The following is a 15,450-nucleotide window of genomic DNA, read 5'->3' on the forward strand; positions in this document are numbered from 1 at the left end:
AAGAGACTACCAGATAATTTACAATTCACAAAATGCAATTCGCAATTAATGTTAATTTTCACCTGTGGTGAAAATATTGTAGTCCTGCGGACAGCAAATGAAAATTTGCATTTCCGTATGGCAACTATGTAGTGGTATATTAAATATCATAAATGAAAGTGAAACTTTCATTATCTCTTGTATAGACTATGTAACAAATTCAATTAATTTTATAAAGCTAGTTTTAATAAAAAACATTGTTAACATATCTTAAAATTTAAGAAATTCCTCAGAGGAATTTCCACCACAATTGAGAATTGTGAATCGTGAATTGAGAATCAAAAAAGAGACCTCGCTCACAAATTTTCATTTGTTATTGCGAAAGCCTCTTCTTCATAAAGATTAAGTCTTAGTTATTTATAAACTTTTCGAATCTTTCAATAATTTTATCTTTACCTAAGATTTGCATTATAGCATAAAGGTCAGGTGTATTAGTTCTATGAGTAATAGCACTTCTTACAGCACCTGCAACATCAGAAACCATTCCTTTGAATGCTTCAGGATTCTTTTTAAATGCTTTTCTATCAGCAGTATACCCCATTTCTATTGCCTTTTCTTTAAGAGCTGCAAACCACTCTTCTTGTGTTCCATTTAAGTCTAAAATAGGCATATATTCTTTAATAATTTCTTTAGCAGCTTCAATTGTTAAAGATTTAGGTAATTCTATATTTTCTATTGTTTCTTTGTTAAATAATTCATCAAAGAAATAGAATATTTTTTCTTTAACATCAGACCACTTACCAAAGTCTTTTCTTGGTTTTGGAACTTCTCTATCAATATTAAATATAGCAGTAGCAAAATCTTTATCTTTTGATATTAGATCAGCCATTTCAGTATCATATTCTTTGCTCCAAGCTAAGTAGTTATCATAAACTTCACTAGCTTTCATCTTTGATATAACATTTTTACTTACATCATTTAATTTCACTATATCAAATAGAGCACCACTTTTACTCATTTTATCTAAAGAAATTTCAAATTCTCTGTAGTCTAAAGTAGGATTTTCTTCTCTCCAAGTTTCAAAAGTAGAATTTATTATATTTAAAAGATATTCTATAACAGATGTTACAGGATAACCTTCTTCTCTATAATATGAAACAGCACTTTCAGCATCTTTTCTTTTACTTAATTTTCTCTTAGAACCACCATCTTGTTTCATGATAGTTGGAATATGTGCATAGTTTGGAGTGTCAAAGCCTAATACATCAAATAATTGAACATGAATTGGTAATGATGATAGCCATTCTTCTCCTCTTATTACATCTGTTGTTCCCATTAATGCATCATCTATAGCATGAGCAAAATGATAAGTAGGAAGTCCATCAGATTTTATTATTACAATATCTACATTATTTTCAGGGAAAGATATATCACCTTTTATTAAATCATGGAACTCAACTTTATTATTTATATTTCCAGGAGATTTTAATCTTAATATGTAAGGTTCTCCATTGTTGATACGTTTGATAGCGACGCTAGGGTCTAAATCTCTACATTTTGCATAAGAACCATAATAACCAGGAGTAATTTTATTTGCAGTTTGTTCTTCACGAGTAGCATTTAATTCTTCTGCAGAACAGAAACAAGGATAAGCTAATCCTTTTTCTACTAAGACTTTTGCAAAAGCTTTATATATATTACCTCTTTCACTTTGTTTATACGGTCCATAATTTCCTATTTCAGTATTTTCACCAGTAACACCTTCATTGAAGTGTAGGTTGAAACTTTCCATAGTTTTTATAGTATCTTCAATAGCACCAGCTACTTCTCTTTTTTGATCTGTATCTTCTATTCTTAAATAAAATATACCATCACTTTGAGAAGCTAGTCTTTCATTTATTAAAGCAGTGAAGATTCCACCAATATGTTGAAATCCTGTTGGGCTAGGAGCGTATCTTACTACTTTAGCACCTTCTTTTAGTTGTCTTTTAGGATATTTCTTCAAATAATCTTCAGCACTTAGAGTAATATCTTTAAATATTGTATTAGCTAAGTCAGTATAACTCATAATATCATCCCTTCATAAATCTATTGTAAATAAGCTAATTATAAATTTATATGTAATACTAAATTCTATTTTATTATAACTATAGTAATTATCAATGTAAATAGAATAGATTTCTTAAATGAAATGTTGATATGTGGAATAATAATATTATAATAAAGTTAGTGAGTAAATATATAGGACTGGAGAAAAATTATGAATTATAGAGAAACGATGGAGTATATACATAATACGGCAAAATTTGGAATGAATTTTGGGTTAGAAAGAACAAGAAGACTTCTTGAATATTTAGGAAATCCACATAAGAAACTTAAATGTATACATATAGCTGGGACTAATGGAAAAGGATCAACATCAGCTATGGTGGCAGAAATATTAAAGGAATCTGGATATAAGGTAGGATTATATACATCACCTTTTCTAGAAGAGTTTGAAGAAAGGATACAAATAAATTCAGTTAACATACCTAAAGAAAAATTGTGTATTATAGTAGAAAAAGTATCAAAGGCTGTGGAAAAAGTAGAGAGTGAGGGGCTAGGTGATCCTACGGAGTTCGAAATAATTACGGCAGCAATGTTTTTATACTATTATGAAGAAAATGTTGATATAGCAGTAATAGAAGTTGGACTAGGAGGAAGATTAGATTCAACTAACATTTTAGATCCGATACTAACAGTAATTACATCAATTTCTTATGATCATGTTGGTATATTAGGCAATACACTAAGGGAAATAGCTACAGAGAAAGCTGGAATTATAAAGGAAGGTGTTCCTCTTGTCTTGTATCCTGTGGAAAAGGAAGCGAAAGAAGCTATAGTTGATATTGCAAAGATAAAAAAATGTAAAGTGAATTTTGTAGGATTTAATGATGCAGAATTTATTGGAGTTAGTAAAGAAAAAAGAATATATCAAGTTGTTAGATACAATGATGAAGAATATAAGTTATCTTTATTAGGGACTCATCAAATAACGAATTTTTCAGTTGTTATGAAAATAGTAGAATTACTTAGAAACTTAGGATATAAAATTACTAATAATAATGTCAAAGTAGCTTTAGAAAATGTTATATGGAAAGGTAGAATGGAAGTAATACATAATAATCCATATATTTTATTGGATGGAGCACATAATTTAGGAGGAATAGAGAAGTTAAAAGAAAGTTTAGAAAGATATTTTACTTACTCAAATTTAACATTAATACTAGGAATATTAGGAGATAAAGATGTAGAGCATATGTTAGAAAAAATTATTCCAAGTGCTGAAGAAGTAATAACAGTGACACCTAACTCCCCTAGGGCAATGAGTGCTAATGAGTTAAAGTCAAAAATAGAAAAAATAAGTGATAAGAAAGTCACTGCTTTTGATAAATATGAAGAAGCTTTTAAATATGCAAAAGATATATCTAATGACGATGATATGATATTGATTTGTGGGTCTTTATATATGATAGGGGATATGAGAAAGACTATAATGAATAGAAGTATTTAATAATATAAATGAAAAAAGGGTCTGAAGCACACTGTTAATTTATTGTGCCACAGATCCTTTCCTATTTTTTAAATTTGCAAATTTTTTTTCTTAAATATGTATTCTATCCAAGAATCATATATTGTTTTTATTAATGCGAAAACGGGTACACCTAAAAACATACCGATAAAGCCAAATAGGCCGCCTCCAACTAAAATACTTATCATAACTAGTAAAGGTGTAAGACCTAGCTGATCTCCTAAGATTTTAGGACCTAGATATAATCCATCAAATTGTTGAAGTATAAAAATAAATAGAACCATTCCAATAGCTCTAGAAGGTGAATCAAATATAGTTAATATTACTGCTGGTACAGCTCCAATAAAAGGTCCAAAATAAGGAATCATATTAGTTATACCAATAATAAGAGCTATTAATAAAGCAAATTTGAATTTGAAAATAATAAGTCCTAAAAAGCATATAGAACCAATTATAAGTGAATCGATAGATTTACCTATTATAAATTTTCCAAAGATTGAATTAGCACTATCAGTTAAAGTTAAAAGTTTATTATAATAATTATCATTTAAAATGGATCTAAAAAATTGTTTTGATTTAAAACATATAGTATCTTTATCTTTTAAAACATATATTGATATTACAATACTTACAACAAAATTAAGTAAAAAAGATCCTATTTTAAATAGCGTTGTTATAGTAGATGTTAAGAACATATTTATTGAGTTACCAATTTCACTTATAAATTTAGAAATAAAGTTTGTAAGTGATTTGATTAATTCATCACTACTTTTTAAGTCAGTTTCTTCAAAAAGCTTTGTTAATGATGTAGAAAATGTTTCTAAATATCTAGGAAGATTTTCTACTAATTCAGATAATGATGACATAATTGTAGGTAATAATACATTTATCAATAATAATAGTATTCCTCCACATAAGAGATAGGTTAAAGCTAAACTTATACCTCGTTTATATTTACTTTTTATTCTATTTTCAAAAAACATCATAATTGGGTTTAGAATAAAAGCTATAGTTAATCCTATTAATATAGGTTGTATTACTCCTAATATTAAGTTAAGAAAATTAAGAAAATTTGCAGAATAATCCATTAATCTATATATGATAATAGTTATCAAAATTAATGGTAGAAATTCCATATAAGGTATCTTTTTGTTTTTAAACATATTGCATCCTCCCCAAGATATTATAACATGAATATCTAAAAGGAAAATAAAAAATCCAGTAATATTTACTGGATTATAATACCTATTCTATAGTACTTAAAACACTAGTTAAAGCTTTAGCAAGTTGGTCTGGACAAGAAGTAGACTTTTTTCCGCATTTTATTCCAGACAATTTTTCTATTGCTTCATTAATATTCATATCTTTTAACAAAGAACTCAGTCCTAAAGCATTTCCAGGACAGCCCCCTACAAATAAAACTTCTTTAACTTTGTTATCTTTAATATCAAACTTAATTTCAGAGGAACATACCCCGCTGGTCTTATAAGTATACATAATATTCCCCACCCTTCTTGTGTATATGTTTACATTATATCATATATTTACAATTATGAATAGAATAAGATATAGTACTTGAAAAGATAAAGAATAATTTAACACAATATTTAAATAATTTTATAGAGAAAAATAGTAATAAAATACAATATTATTAAATAAATAAAAACTTTATTGAAGTTTATGTATATTAATAGTATAATTTTAACATAAGAGTAATTTAATAGATAAAAATAAATAGGAGGTAAAGTTGAAGGATACAATTTTGGATAAAACAATAAATATTGAAGAACTTATATTTATTATAAAAAGGAGATATAAATTAATAGTATCTATGATGATATTAATTGGAGGAATTTCAGCTACTTTAAGTTTTTTTGTTATTAAACCTAAATATGAAGTTTCAACAAAAATATTTGTTGGAAAAGCTGAACAGGAAGAAAAATACAACAACAGTGATGTACAGATGTATCAGCAATTAATAAAGACATATTCAGAGACAATAAAAACTAAAGATCTAGTTGGTAATGCTATAAAAAATGTAAACACTATGAAGACAACTGGACAGGTATTAGCAAATATAACTGTTACTCCAATAGCTAATACTCAAATTTTACAAATAAAATATAAAGATGATAATAGTAAAGAAGCGAAGGAAATTTTATCTGCTGTTACAAATGAATTTATAAATACTTCAAAGACTTTAGTTGCTAATGGAAATGTAAAAATTATTGAATCTGTGGAAGAACCAAGAGTACCAGTAACTCCTAAAAAATTTCTTAATATAAGTATGGGAATAGTTATAGGCTTATTAGCAGGATTAGGAATTTCAATTTTATTAGAGACTATGGATAGGACTTTTAAGGATAGAGAAGAGATAGAAAAGATAATTGGTATACCTGTTCTTGGAGTTATACCCAGTGAAGAATTTACAAAAAGAAGAAGATAGGAGAATAGTATGTTTATAGTAGAGAGAAAACCTAAATCTATATCAGCTGAAGCATATAGAACATTAAGAACTAATATTCAATATTCATCTTATGATAAAAAAATAAAGAAAATTTTAGTTACAAGTTCAGAACCATCGGAAGGAAAGAGTACAATTATTGGTAATCTAGCGGTATCTTTATCACAGAGTGAAAATACTGTAATTATATTAGATTGTGATTTAAGAAAACCTACAATGCATAAAAAATTCAAAATATCTAATGAAGTTGGATTGACAGAACTATTAGTTGGAAAAAAAGAATTAAAAGATGTTGTTCAATACAGGAATAAGCACCTTCACATAATAACATCTGGTAAGATACCACCTAATCCTGCAGAAATGTTAGCTTCAAAATCAATGGAAAGGCTTTTAGAACAATTGGCTAATGAATATGATTATATACTTATGGATACACCACCATTAAATGCTGTTACAGATGCACAAGTATTATCTACTGAAGTTGATGGAACCTTAATAGTAATAAGGAGTGAAAAAACGAAAAAGGAATCAATATTAACTGCTAAAAATTTATTACAAAAAGTAAATGCAAATATTTTAGGAATAGTTTTTAATGACGTAGCCAATTCGATAAATAAGTATTATTATTATTATGGAGAAGATAAAAAATAATACAAGAGGTGAAAAGTATGATAGATTTACATAGTCATATATTGCCAAACGTTGATGATGGCTCGAAAGACATGGAAATGTCAATAGAAATGATAAAAGAAGCTATTAAGTGTGGGACAAGAAAGATTGTAGCAACACCACATTATGCTAAAGGATATTATACTAATGAATACGGTAAGATAAAGGAAATATTTCCTGAGTTTAAAGAAAAAATTGAAAAAGAATTAGATATAGAGATATATCATGGACAAGAAGTTTATTTTACTGAAAATATATTCGAAGAGTTTAAGAGAGGAAATATAGGCACTATAAATGATTCAAGATATATGCTTATAGAGTTTCCGCCAGTAGATTTTAAAGTGGATTCATTAGATTATTTGTATGAACTTCAAATAAGAGACATCGTACCAGTAGTGGCACATCCAGAAAGATATAGAGCAGTTATGAAAAATCCTGAGATATTGAATGAATTTATTGAAGCAGGATGTTTGTTTCAGCTAAATGGTACTAGCCTTCATGGAGCTTTTGGTAAAGAAGCACAGAAAACTAGTAAAATTCTTTTAAATAGTGGAGTATATAATTTTATAGGTTCTGATGCTCATAGAAGTGATAAAAGAACTATGAATTTGACGGAGAGTTTTGAAATTATAAAGAAAAGTGATAAAAGATATTTAGAATCGATGGTACAATCTAGTGAATTGCTATTAGAAAATAAAGAAGTTATTTACCAAGGTGAAAAGATAAAAGTAAAGAAAGGGATTTTTAGTTTTATAGGATTGAAATAAGTTTTTATGGAGTGTATATCACTCCTAAAAATTAATAGATTAATGTAAAATTAATACATAAATATTCAAGAATATAAAATTCAGTTATAAAAAGGGTATATTGTGAATATTGAAATGGGGTAATAGAGGTGAAGCATGTTTTCATAATAGGATCTAAAGGGATACCTGCGAAGTATGGAGGGTTTGAAACATTTGTAGAAAAGTTAACTCAATATCAGCAAAGTAAAGAAATAAAATATCATGTGGCATGTTTATCTAATAATTATGATGAATTTATTTATAATAATGCAAGATGTTTTAATATAAAGGTGCCCAATATCGGAGCAGCGAAAGCAGTGATTTATGACTTATATGCAATAAGAAATGCAATAAAATATATAAAAGAAAATGAAATACAAGGAGCAATAATTTATATATTAGCTGCTAGAATAGGACCGTTTATAAAAAGATATAGCAAAATACTAAAAAAATTAGATTGTCAGTTATGGCTAAATCCTGATGGGCATGAGTGGAAAAGGGCAAAGTGGAATTTTATTATAAAAAAATATTGGAAACTATCAGAAAAACTTATGGTTAAGAATTGTGATTTAATAATATGTGATTCTAAGAATATTGAACTATATATAAAAGAACGATATAAGAAATATAGTCCAAATACAACTTTTATTTCTTATGGTGCAGAGTATGAAGGTTCTAAGTTAGATGATTTTGATGAAAAGGTTTTAAATTGGTATAAGAGTAACAATATAAAAGAAAATCAGTATTATTTAGTTGTGGGTAGATTTGTTCCTGAAAATAATTATGAGGTTGTAATAAAAGAATTTATGAAATCGAAGACAAAAAAGGATTTGGTGATAGTAACCAATATAACTAAGAATAAGTTTTATGAGAAATTAAAAGAAAATACATCTTTTTATAAGGATAAGCGAATAAAATTTGTAGGAACAGTTTATGATCAACAGTTATTAAAAAAGATAAGAGAGAAGGCTTATTGCTATATTCATGGTCATGAAGTAGGGGGAACAAATCCGTCACTTTTGGAATCGTTAGCAATGACAAAAATCAATTTACTACTAGATGTAGGGTTTAATAGAGAAGTAGCGATGGAAGGAGCTATTTATTTTTTAAAGACTAATTCTAATTTATCTCAAAAAATAAATGATTTAGAATTTATTTCGAAAGAAAATATAAAAATACTAGAAAATAAATCAAAAAAGCGAATTATTAATGAATATAATTGGAAAGGTGTGATAGAGAAATATGAGAGACTAATTTTAAAAAGTGAACTTGAGTATGAAGTAGAAGTGTCATTAGTGGGGGATGTGTGATATGAAAGATATAGATTTGATAGTCTTTCCATTTCATGATTATAAAAAGTGGTTAAAAGAAGGATTTAGGACCAGAGATGCTCACTTATTTGAAAGTTACAAAAATAGCGAATTTGTAAATAAAGTACTAGTTGTGAATAGACCTGTATCTATAGCAGAAATGGTAGCAAAAAAAAGTAGTTGGAAAACGAATCATGGTGAAGTAGTATATAAAGAAAATAACTGGGTACTTATGAAGACTGATAATAATGTATATTATATTGATATGTATATTAAAGATGTAATAAAGGTAATTATAGAGCGTAAACAATGGTGGGATAGAATTTTTAGAGATGAAAGAGTTGCTGATGCCATAAATAAATCAATTAGTTTAATAGGGATGAAAAGTAAGTGTATATTATTACAAAATCCAATGGCTGTAGGGATACTAGAGAAATTAGATTATGATACATTTGTTTTTGACGCTATAGATAATTGGGTATATCATCCGCAAATGAATAGATATAGTGACATTATAAGAAAAAACTATGAATTTATAATTAAGAATGCAGATGCAGTATTTACTGTATCTAAAAATTTAGAATATTTTTTTGAAAAATCCAAATATGTAAAATGTATTAGTAATGGTGTCAATAAAGAGTATTTTAGTGAAAGTATATCTATAAAAGATAACGACACAATAAATATAGGATATGTGGGAAAAATACAAGAAAGAATAGACTTTGAATTAGTAGAGAAATGTATTTCTGTATATAAAGAATGCAATTTTATATTTATGGGTCCTGTATTAAATTGTAGAAAAAAAATAATAGAATTAAAGAAAAAATATGAAAATGTAAAATTCACAGGTGATATACATTACAAAGATTTACCAAAAATGATGAAGAAAATTGATATAGCAATAATGCCGCATAAGAAAAATAAGTTTACTGATAGTATGAATCCAATAAAGTTATATGAATATATTGCAGCAGGTAAACAACTAGTTACAACTAATATTGCAGGAGTAGATGGAATTTCGCCTTATGTATACATATCAAATAATGATAGTGAATTTATAAGTTATATTCAATTTGCCATAGATGAATTAAAAAATAATACTAAATTAGGATATAAAATTGTTAAATCATTAAATGAGAAATATACCTGGGAATATAAATCACAGGAAATTATAAATGATATCTTGTTACAATCAAGGAGGAAGGTTGATGATATCAGTAATAATACCTACGTATAATAGAGAAACGACAATCAAAAGAGCGGTTGATAGTGTTCTTGGACAAACATATAAAAATTTTGAAATTATTATAGTAGACGATAATTCTACAGATAATACAGAAAAAGTAATAGAGAATATGCAAGATAAAAGGATAGTGTACTTAAGGCAGAATTCTAATAGAGGAGCATGTGTAGCTAGAAATATAGGAATTAGCAAGGCAAGGGGAAAATATATTGCCTTTTTAGATAGTGATGATCAGTGGGTAAGTAGTAAGTTAGAAAAGGAAGTTGAATTTTTAGAAAATAATAAATTAGATATTGTTTTTTGTTCTCATAAAGTTGTGAATTCAGAATTAACTAAAATTGTTCCTAAATCAGAGATTAAGGAAGAAAAAATTGGACAGTTGATTTTTTATGATAATTTTATTACGACAGGAGCTATTTTAGGAAAGAGAGATTGTTTTATTGATGAGAAATTTGATAATGAATTGACGAGATTTCAAGATTGGGATTTAGTAATTAGATTAATAAAAAAATATAGAGTTGGGCATTTAAATGAAGTACTGACAGTGAATTATATACAAAGTAATAGCATAACTAAAAATGATTTTGCTGGAGTAATATCTTTAAGAAAGATTTATAAAAAATATAATAATGATATTAACAAGAATGGGGATATTAATGCAAAGTTTAATGATAGAATTGCGAGATTAGCAATTCAATGTAATGAGAGGCCAATGAAAGAATTAAAGATTAGTTTAAGAAGTAAGTTTACAATAAAGTGTGCTGTAAAATATGTTATATGCTTATTTAGGATGCAAGCAATTTTAATAAAATAAAATTCAGGAGGATATAGAGAAAATATGCATGTGGTTTTTGTTATATTACATTATATTACTACTGAAGATACAATTTTATGTGTTAAATCAATTAATAAGAATGTAGACTATAATGATTATTCAATAGTAATAGTTGACAATGGTTCAAAGAATCATAGTTATGAAAAATTAAATGAACATTTTAGTAAGAGTAAAAATATATATATTATTCGTAGTGAAGAAAATCTTGGATTCGCAAAAGGAAATAATATGGGGATTAAATATGCAAAAGATAAATTAGAAGCTGATTTTGTAGTAATAATTAATAATGATACGTTAATAATGCAAAATAATTTTATAAATAAAATAATAAATGTGTATAACAAGGAAGCATTTTATATTTTAGGTCCAGATATAATTTCAACAAAAGATAATGGACATCAAAATCCTCATAGAAATAAAATAGCAAGTTTAAAATATGCTCGAAAAATGGTAATAGAGTTTGGAATGAACTTTTTGTTTAGTTACATATATTTGGACGTTTTAATTTATAAAATCAAAAACTTATTTTTTAGCAACAAAGATTTAAAACATAGCAATGATGATTCAAATAAAGAAGAACTAGTATTGCATGGAAGCTGTTTAGTATTTTCACCTAAATATTTAAAAAAATTTTCTGGAATATATAATAATACATTTATGTACGGAGAGGAAGAAATATTATTTTATATATGTAAAAGGTTAAATTTGAAAGTTATTTACGAACCTAGTATAAAAATATTACACAAGGAAGGTTCGGCAACAAAAACTGTATATAATAAAAACTTCAAGAAAAGAAATTTTTACTATAAGAATAAATTTAAATCATCACTTCAGTTATATAAAATTATTTTACAGAAAGATAAAATTGAGAACTTATTAGGAGGAGATTCATGAACATTTTATATATATCCCATGAACGAAATTTAGGGGGAGCATCTATTGCTTTGTTAGAGTTAATTGATGAGATGTTGTTAATGAAACAAACAGTTTATGTTTTAGTAGTTGGTAAAGGGAAATTTTATGAGGAGTTGAAGAAAAGAGATGTTAAGATTATAGAAAAAAAATATTATGTTTCTATGTATCGAAGAGTAAATTGGAAAAGTAGAGTGAAATGTATATTAAGAAATATACAAAATTGTATAGTAGCGTATCAGGTTTCAAAAGAAATAAAAAAGTATGATATTGATTTAATACATACAAATACAAGTGTTATATATATAGGAGCAATGATTGGTAAAATCTCACATATACCACATATATTTCACATAAGAGAATTTGATACTGCAGAGGATAGAAAATATCCTATCTCGCCTAAAATTATAAATAAGTTTATAGAAAATAATTCAGTTAAAATAATAACAATATCTAAAGGATTATATCGGGAAAGTATTAAAAAATTTAATAAAGATAAAGTTATTATAATATATGATGGTATTAGTGATATATATAAATATAAAACTAAAAGAAACGCTACTATAAATAAAGATGAATTCAATATATTGATTTTAGGATATATAAGTTCTGGAAAAGGTCAAAAAGATGGAGTTTTAGCAGTAATTAATTTGTATAAAAAAGGATATAGAAACGTTAAACTTACTTTAGCAGGAAATTTTGAACAAAAATATAAAGAGGAAATTGATGCTTTGGTAGTGGAAAATAACATTGAAAATAATATTAGGATACTTAAGTTCACAAAAGATGTTGTAGCTTTACATGAAGAAGCTGATTTAGAATTGAATTGTTCAAGAAGTGAAGGATTTGGAAGAACAACTATTGAAGCTATGTATAATAAAAAACCTATAATAGGTGTTGATTGTGTAGCTACAAATGAGCTTATAGTTGATGGATTTAATGGATTTTTATATAAAGCTGGGGATATAGACGAGTTATCAAAGAAAATTGAGTATTTAATTTGTAACTATAAAGAAAGAAGTATTATGGGGAAAAATGGATGTGAATATGCTATTAATGAATTTAGTTCGAAAAAAAATGCTCATAATATTTTTAATCTATATAAAAAGATAATCTAGAGGAGAGTTATTTTGGAAGAAGTTATTATTGAAAGAGAAAGTGATAAATCAGTTAATTTTATAGAAAAATTTATTATTTACATATTAATATTTAATTTGTTATTTGAAAGATGGATGCTTTCAATAGATTTAAATAAGTATATTTATTTAATAATAGGTTGTTATATAGTTTATCAATATTTATTTAGAGGAATTGAAATTACAAAAGGTGTTACTTTTATAACTTTAGCTTTTGTAATAATTATAAGTATGAATATAATGCTCCATGGTTGGAATAATTCATTTATACGTAGCTTAATTTTATATGGAGTTGGAAGTAGTATCATAATTATATTTTTTCTATATATGATTAGTTATAAAGAGTTTTATATTAATAATTTTTTTATTAATAAAGTAAGAAAAATATTTAATGTGTATTTTATTATAAATATACCAATAATTTTACGGCAGTTGAATAATACCTATTTTCTTATGAGGTTTTATGATAATAATCCTATGTATGAAGATCATATTACAGGATTAATAGGATCTAGTGGAACTCATAGACTTACTTTATATTGGATAGCATTAGTAGTTATGAATATCAGTTACTATATGAAGGAACGTAAAAAGAGTACTTTATATTTAACGATTTTTCAGATAATATTTATGGTTGTTATTTCTGCTCAAAATGATAATACGTGTTTTTATTTATTATTTCCATTAATAGTAATCCAAGTAATTATATACTATGAAATTAAGGAGAAAACGAGTCGTTTTAAATCTATAATTATTTTATTGGGAATAATTGTATCATTGTGTTATATAATTTCAAGTAATAGTGAAATAGGTGAATTCTTAAACACAAGGGTCAAGGGGAAAGTATTACAGTTAACTGGAAATATTGATCAATATGATAATCAGAACGAAGAAGAGGAGAGAATAGAATTATTCAAATATTCACTAAATTATGGTAATGGATATACTTCAGGAATGGGGATAGGTACAGTTAAATATGCTGATCCGGCTATGCCTAGTCATTTTGGTATGAGTGAAATATCAATTAAGGTATATGAAGGAGGTATAGTATATTTTTCCTATCTTATAATATTATATTCGTATCTATTATTTCATATTTTTAGTATGAGAAATTTATCGGTATTTTTACTTATAGTTATGAATTTTACAATATTAGCATTTTATACACAAGTTTTTAAATGCTCCCAATTAATAATTCCATTAGTATTTATATGTTTGTCCTTGAGAAATAATAATGAGGAAGAAGGTGTAATTAATGAAAGTACTAATCAATAGGGTATACAATACTTATAATATAGGAAGTGCAATGATGGCCATAAACCTTATTTATTATATGTATAATAATGAGAAGGAAATTGAATTTTATACAGATATTGATGACGAAGATAATTTGCGAAGGCTAAGATTATCATGTTGTACTGATAAAATATATATGAATAATATAAAACTATCATCTAAAACAATAGCTGAAAAAGTAATTGATAAGTTGATGAATATAACTATAAGAAAATTTGATGAAGGTAAAATTAATTTTTTATATAGTAGAAGATTAAAAAAATATGCTAAAGCTATAGAAGAACAATATACGAAGGTAATTATATTAGGGGGAGATGATTTATCTAGTGAGTATCCCTTAAGAGGTATAATGCATCAAATTAAGATGATTGATAGTTTGTCTGATAATATAAAAGTTATTTTGTTTGGACATACATTAGGTCCTTTTGAAGGTAAGAAGGCTGCTTATATACATAAAGTATTAGAAAAATGCATGATATGCCCAAGAGACATTGTAACGTATGACTATTTAAAAGAAAGATTAAGAAAAGGTAACATTGAATTGACAGCAGACTTAGCTTTTCTTGATTTGCCAAATCCAGGAGAAAAATATAGAAATAATAAATTTATAAAAGGCGACTGTGACTATATAACATTAATTCCTTCTGGTTTATATAAATATTATACTAATGATAGAAATCGCTATTTAGAGGTATGGAGCAATATAGTAAAAAGTATCTTAAATAATAAAGAGTTAAGAAAATATAAAATAATCTTTATGTCACATGTTACAAAGCCAGATTCAGTCAGTGATATACTAATTATCGATGACTTGATTGAAAAATTAAATAGCCAGTTATCGGAAGAGTTAAAGAAAAGAATAGTTAGGATTTGTTATAGTGAAATGTTGCCTTATGAAGCTAGAGATATATTAGGAGGAGGATATTTTACATTAACAGGAAGAATGCATGGAGCTGTATCTACGTTTCAAATGGGAAAGCCGGCTATATCTATAGCTTATAGTAATAAATACAAAGGAGTTATAGGAGGATTAGGATTCAATGATTTAATCATTGATGGGAAAGGTGAAAAATTATGGAGAGGTAATGAAATAGTTGATGAAGTAGATAAGATTATTGAAAAAATCATATTAAATTATGATATATATTTAGAAAATATAAATATATCAGTAGAAAAGTGTAAAAAGAGAATTTTATATTGTATAAAAAAAATATAAAAATCAGTAGAAAAAATTTGGAAATAGGGGGACA

The 15,450-nt window shown here is 26.2% G+C and carries 14 protein-coding genes; 11 read left to right on the top strand and 3 right to left on the bottom strand.

Going from position 1 to position 15,450, the window contains the following annotated elements:
* Positions 1 to 388 precede the first annotated feature (388 nt).
* Entirely contained in the window at positions 389 to 2,047 is a 1,659-nt protein-coding gene (gltX, locus tag CM240_RS03775) for a glutamate--tRNA ligase (RefSeq protein WP_044036602.1), read from the bottom strand.
* 192 nt (positions 2,048 to 2,239) lie between these two features.
* Here gltX and CM240_RS03780 point away from each other — a divergent pair, with 192 nt between their 5' ends.
* Complete coding sequence (locus tag CM240_RS03780; RefSeq protein ID WP_044036604.1) at positions 2,240 to 3,532, top strand: bifunctional folylpolyglutamate synthase/dihydrofolate synthase; 1,293 nt, start codon at positions 2,240 to 2,242, stop codon at positions 3,530 to 3,532.
* Positions 3,533 to 3,600: 68 nt separating this feature from the next.
* On the opposite strand, the gene CM240_RS03785 is transcribed toward CM240_RS03780, so the two are convergent.
* Together CM240_RS03785 and CM240_RS03790 are read right to left on the bottom strand one after the other, a co-directional pair.
* Entirely contained in the window at positions 3,601 to 4,713 is a 1,113-nt protein-coding gene (locus CM240_RS03785) for an AI-2E family transporter (RefSeq protein WP_044036606.1), read from the bottom strand.
* Positions 4,714 to 4,795: 82 nt separating this feature from the next.
* Complete coding sequence (locus CM240_RS03790; protein ID WP_044036608.1) at positions 4,796 to 5,047, bottom strand: TIGR03905 family TSCPD domain-containing protein; 252 nt, start codon at positions 5,045 to 5,047, stop codon at positions 4,796 to 4,798.
* A 250-nt stretch (positions 5,048 to 5,297) separates the two neighbouring features.
* On the opposite strand from CM240_RS03790, the gene CM240_RS03795 reads away from it, so the two are divergent.
* The 10 genes from CM240_RS03795 to CM240_RS03840 all read left to right on the top strand — a co-directional run bounded on the left by CM240_RS03795 (position 5,298) and on the right by CM240_RS03840 (position 15,416).
* Entirely contained in the window at positions 5,298 to 5,996 is a 699-nt protein-coding gene (locus CM240_RS03795) for a YveK family protein (protein WP_051483667.1), read from the top strand.
* A gap of 9 nt (positions 5,997 to 6,005) precedes the next feature.
* A complete protein-coding gene (locus CM240_RS03800) occupies positions 6,006 to 6,665 on the top strand; it encodes a CpsD/CapB family tyrosine-protein kinase (RefSeq protein ID WP_044036610.1) in 660 nt (219 codons plus the stop codon).
* Between the two features lie 17 nt (positions 6,666 to 6,682).
* Positions 6,683 to 7,450 carry a tyrosine-protein phosphatase gene (locus tag CM240_RS03805; protein ID WP_044036612.1) on the top strand — a complete coding sequence of 256 codons (768 nt, stop codon included), beginning with the start codon at positions 6,683 to 6,685 and terminating at the stop codon, positions 7,448 to 7,450.
* Positions 7,451 to 7,578: 128 nt separating this feature from the next.
* Positions 7,579 to 8,778: a beta 1-4 rhamnosyltransferase Cps2T gene (cps2T, locus tag CM240_RS03810; RefSeq protein ID WP_051483668.1), complete on the top strand. Its 1,200-nt coding sequence runs from the start codon at positions 7,579 to 7,581 to the stop codon at positions 8,776 to 8,778.
* Position 8,779: 1 nt separating this feature from the next.
* Positions 8,780 to 10,015 (top strand): glycosyltransferase, encoded by a 1,236-nt coding sequence (locus CM240_RS03815; protein WP_044036614.1) that lies wholly within the window; start codon positions 8,780 to 8,782, stop codon positions 10,013 to 10,015.
* Positions 9,987 to 10,835: a glycosyltransferase family 2 protein gene (locus CM240_RS03820; protein ID WP_051483669.1), complete on the top strand. Its 849-nt coding sequence runs from the start codon at positions 9,987 to 9,989 to the stop codon at positions 10,833 to 10,835. The genes CM240_RS03815 and CM240_RS03820 overlap by 29 nt, the downstream gene beginning before the upstream one ends.
* Before the next feature lie 24 nt (positions 10,836 to 10,859).
* The gene (locus CM240_RS03825; protein ID WP_051483670.1) at positions 10,860 to 11,750 is read left to right on the top strand and encodes a glycosyltransferase; all 891 of its coding nucleotides are present in this window, start codon (positions 10,860 to 10,862) and stop codon (positions 11,748 to 11,750) included.
* Positions 11,747 to 12,886, top strand: a complete 1,140-nt coding sequence (locus CM240_RS03830; RefSeq protein ID WP_044036616.1) for a glycosyltransferase family 4 protein — start codon at positions 11,747 to 11,749, stop codon at positions 12,884 to 12,886. Before CM240_RS03825 ends, CM240_RS03830 begins: the two co-directional genes overlap by 4 nt.
* A 12-nt stretch (positions 12,887 to 12,898) precedes the next feature.
* Positions 12,899 to 14,179, top strand: coding sequence for a hypothetical protein (locus tag CM240_RS03835; protein WP_044036618.1), 1,281 nt, complete (start codon positions 12,899 to 12,901; stop codon positions 14,177 to 14,179).
* Complete coding sequence (locus CM240_RS03840) at positions 14,160 to 15,416, top strand: polysaccharide pyruvyl transferase family protein (RefSeq protein WP_044036620.1); 1,257 nt, start codon at positions 14,160 to 14,162, stop codon at positions 15,414 to 15,416. The genes CM240_RS03835 and CM240_RS03840 overlap by 20 nt, the downstream gene beginning before the upstream one ends.
* Positions 15,417 to 15,450: the final 34 nt, after the last annotated feature.

The organism is Clostridium bornimense (genome assembly GCF_000577895.1).
GTDB classification, from domain to species: domain Bacteria; phylum Bacillota; class Clostridia; order Clostridiales; family Clostridiaceae; genus Clostridium_AN; species Clostridium_AN bornimense.

Excerpts from the sequence above, each read along its gene's own strand:
- gltX (WP_044036602.1), bottom strand. The coding sequence starts at position 2,047 with ATGAGTTATACTGACTTAGCTAATACAATATTTAAAGATATTACTCTA.
- CM240_RS03780 (WP_044036604.1), top strand. The coding sequence starts at position 2,240 with ATGAATTATAGAGAAACGATGGAGTATATACATAATACGGCAAAATTT.
- CM240_RS03785 (WP_044036606.1), bottom strand. The coding sequence starts at position 4,713 with ATGTTTAAAAACAAAAAGATACCTTATATGGAATTTCTACCATTAATT.
- CM240_RS03790 (WP_044036608.1), bottom strand. The coding sequence starts at position 5,047 with ATGTATACTTATAAGACCAGCGGGGTATGTTCCTCTGAAATTAAGTTT.
- CM240_RS03800 (WP_044036610.1), top strand. The coding sequence starts at position 6,006 with ATGTTTATAGTAGAGAGAAAACCTAAATCTATATCAGCTGAAGCATAT.
- CM240_RS03805 (WP_044036612.1), top strand. The coding sequence starts at position 6,683 with ATGATAGATTTACATAGTCATATATTGCCAAACGTTGATGATGGCTCG.
- CM240_RS03815 (WP_044036614.1), top strand. The coding sequence starts at position 8,780 with ATGAAAGATATAGATTTGATAGTCTTTCCATTTCATGATTATAAAAAG.
- CM240_RS03820 (WP_051483669.1), top strand. The coding sequence starts at position 9,987 with ATGATATCAGTAATAATACCTACGTATAATAGAGAAACGACAATCAAA.
- CM240_RS03825 (WP_051483670.1), top strand. The coding sequence starts at position 10,860 with ATGCATGTGGTTTTTGTTATATTACATTATATTACTACTGAAGATACA.
- CM240_RS03830 (WP_044036616.1), top strand. The coding sequence starts at position 11,747 with ATGAACATTTTATATATATCCCATGAACGAAATTTAGGGGGAGCATCT.
- CM240_RS03840 (WP_044036620.1), top strand. The coding sequence starts at position 14,160 with ATGAAAGTACTAATCAATAGGGTATACAATACTTATAATATAGGAAGT.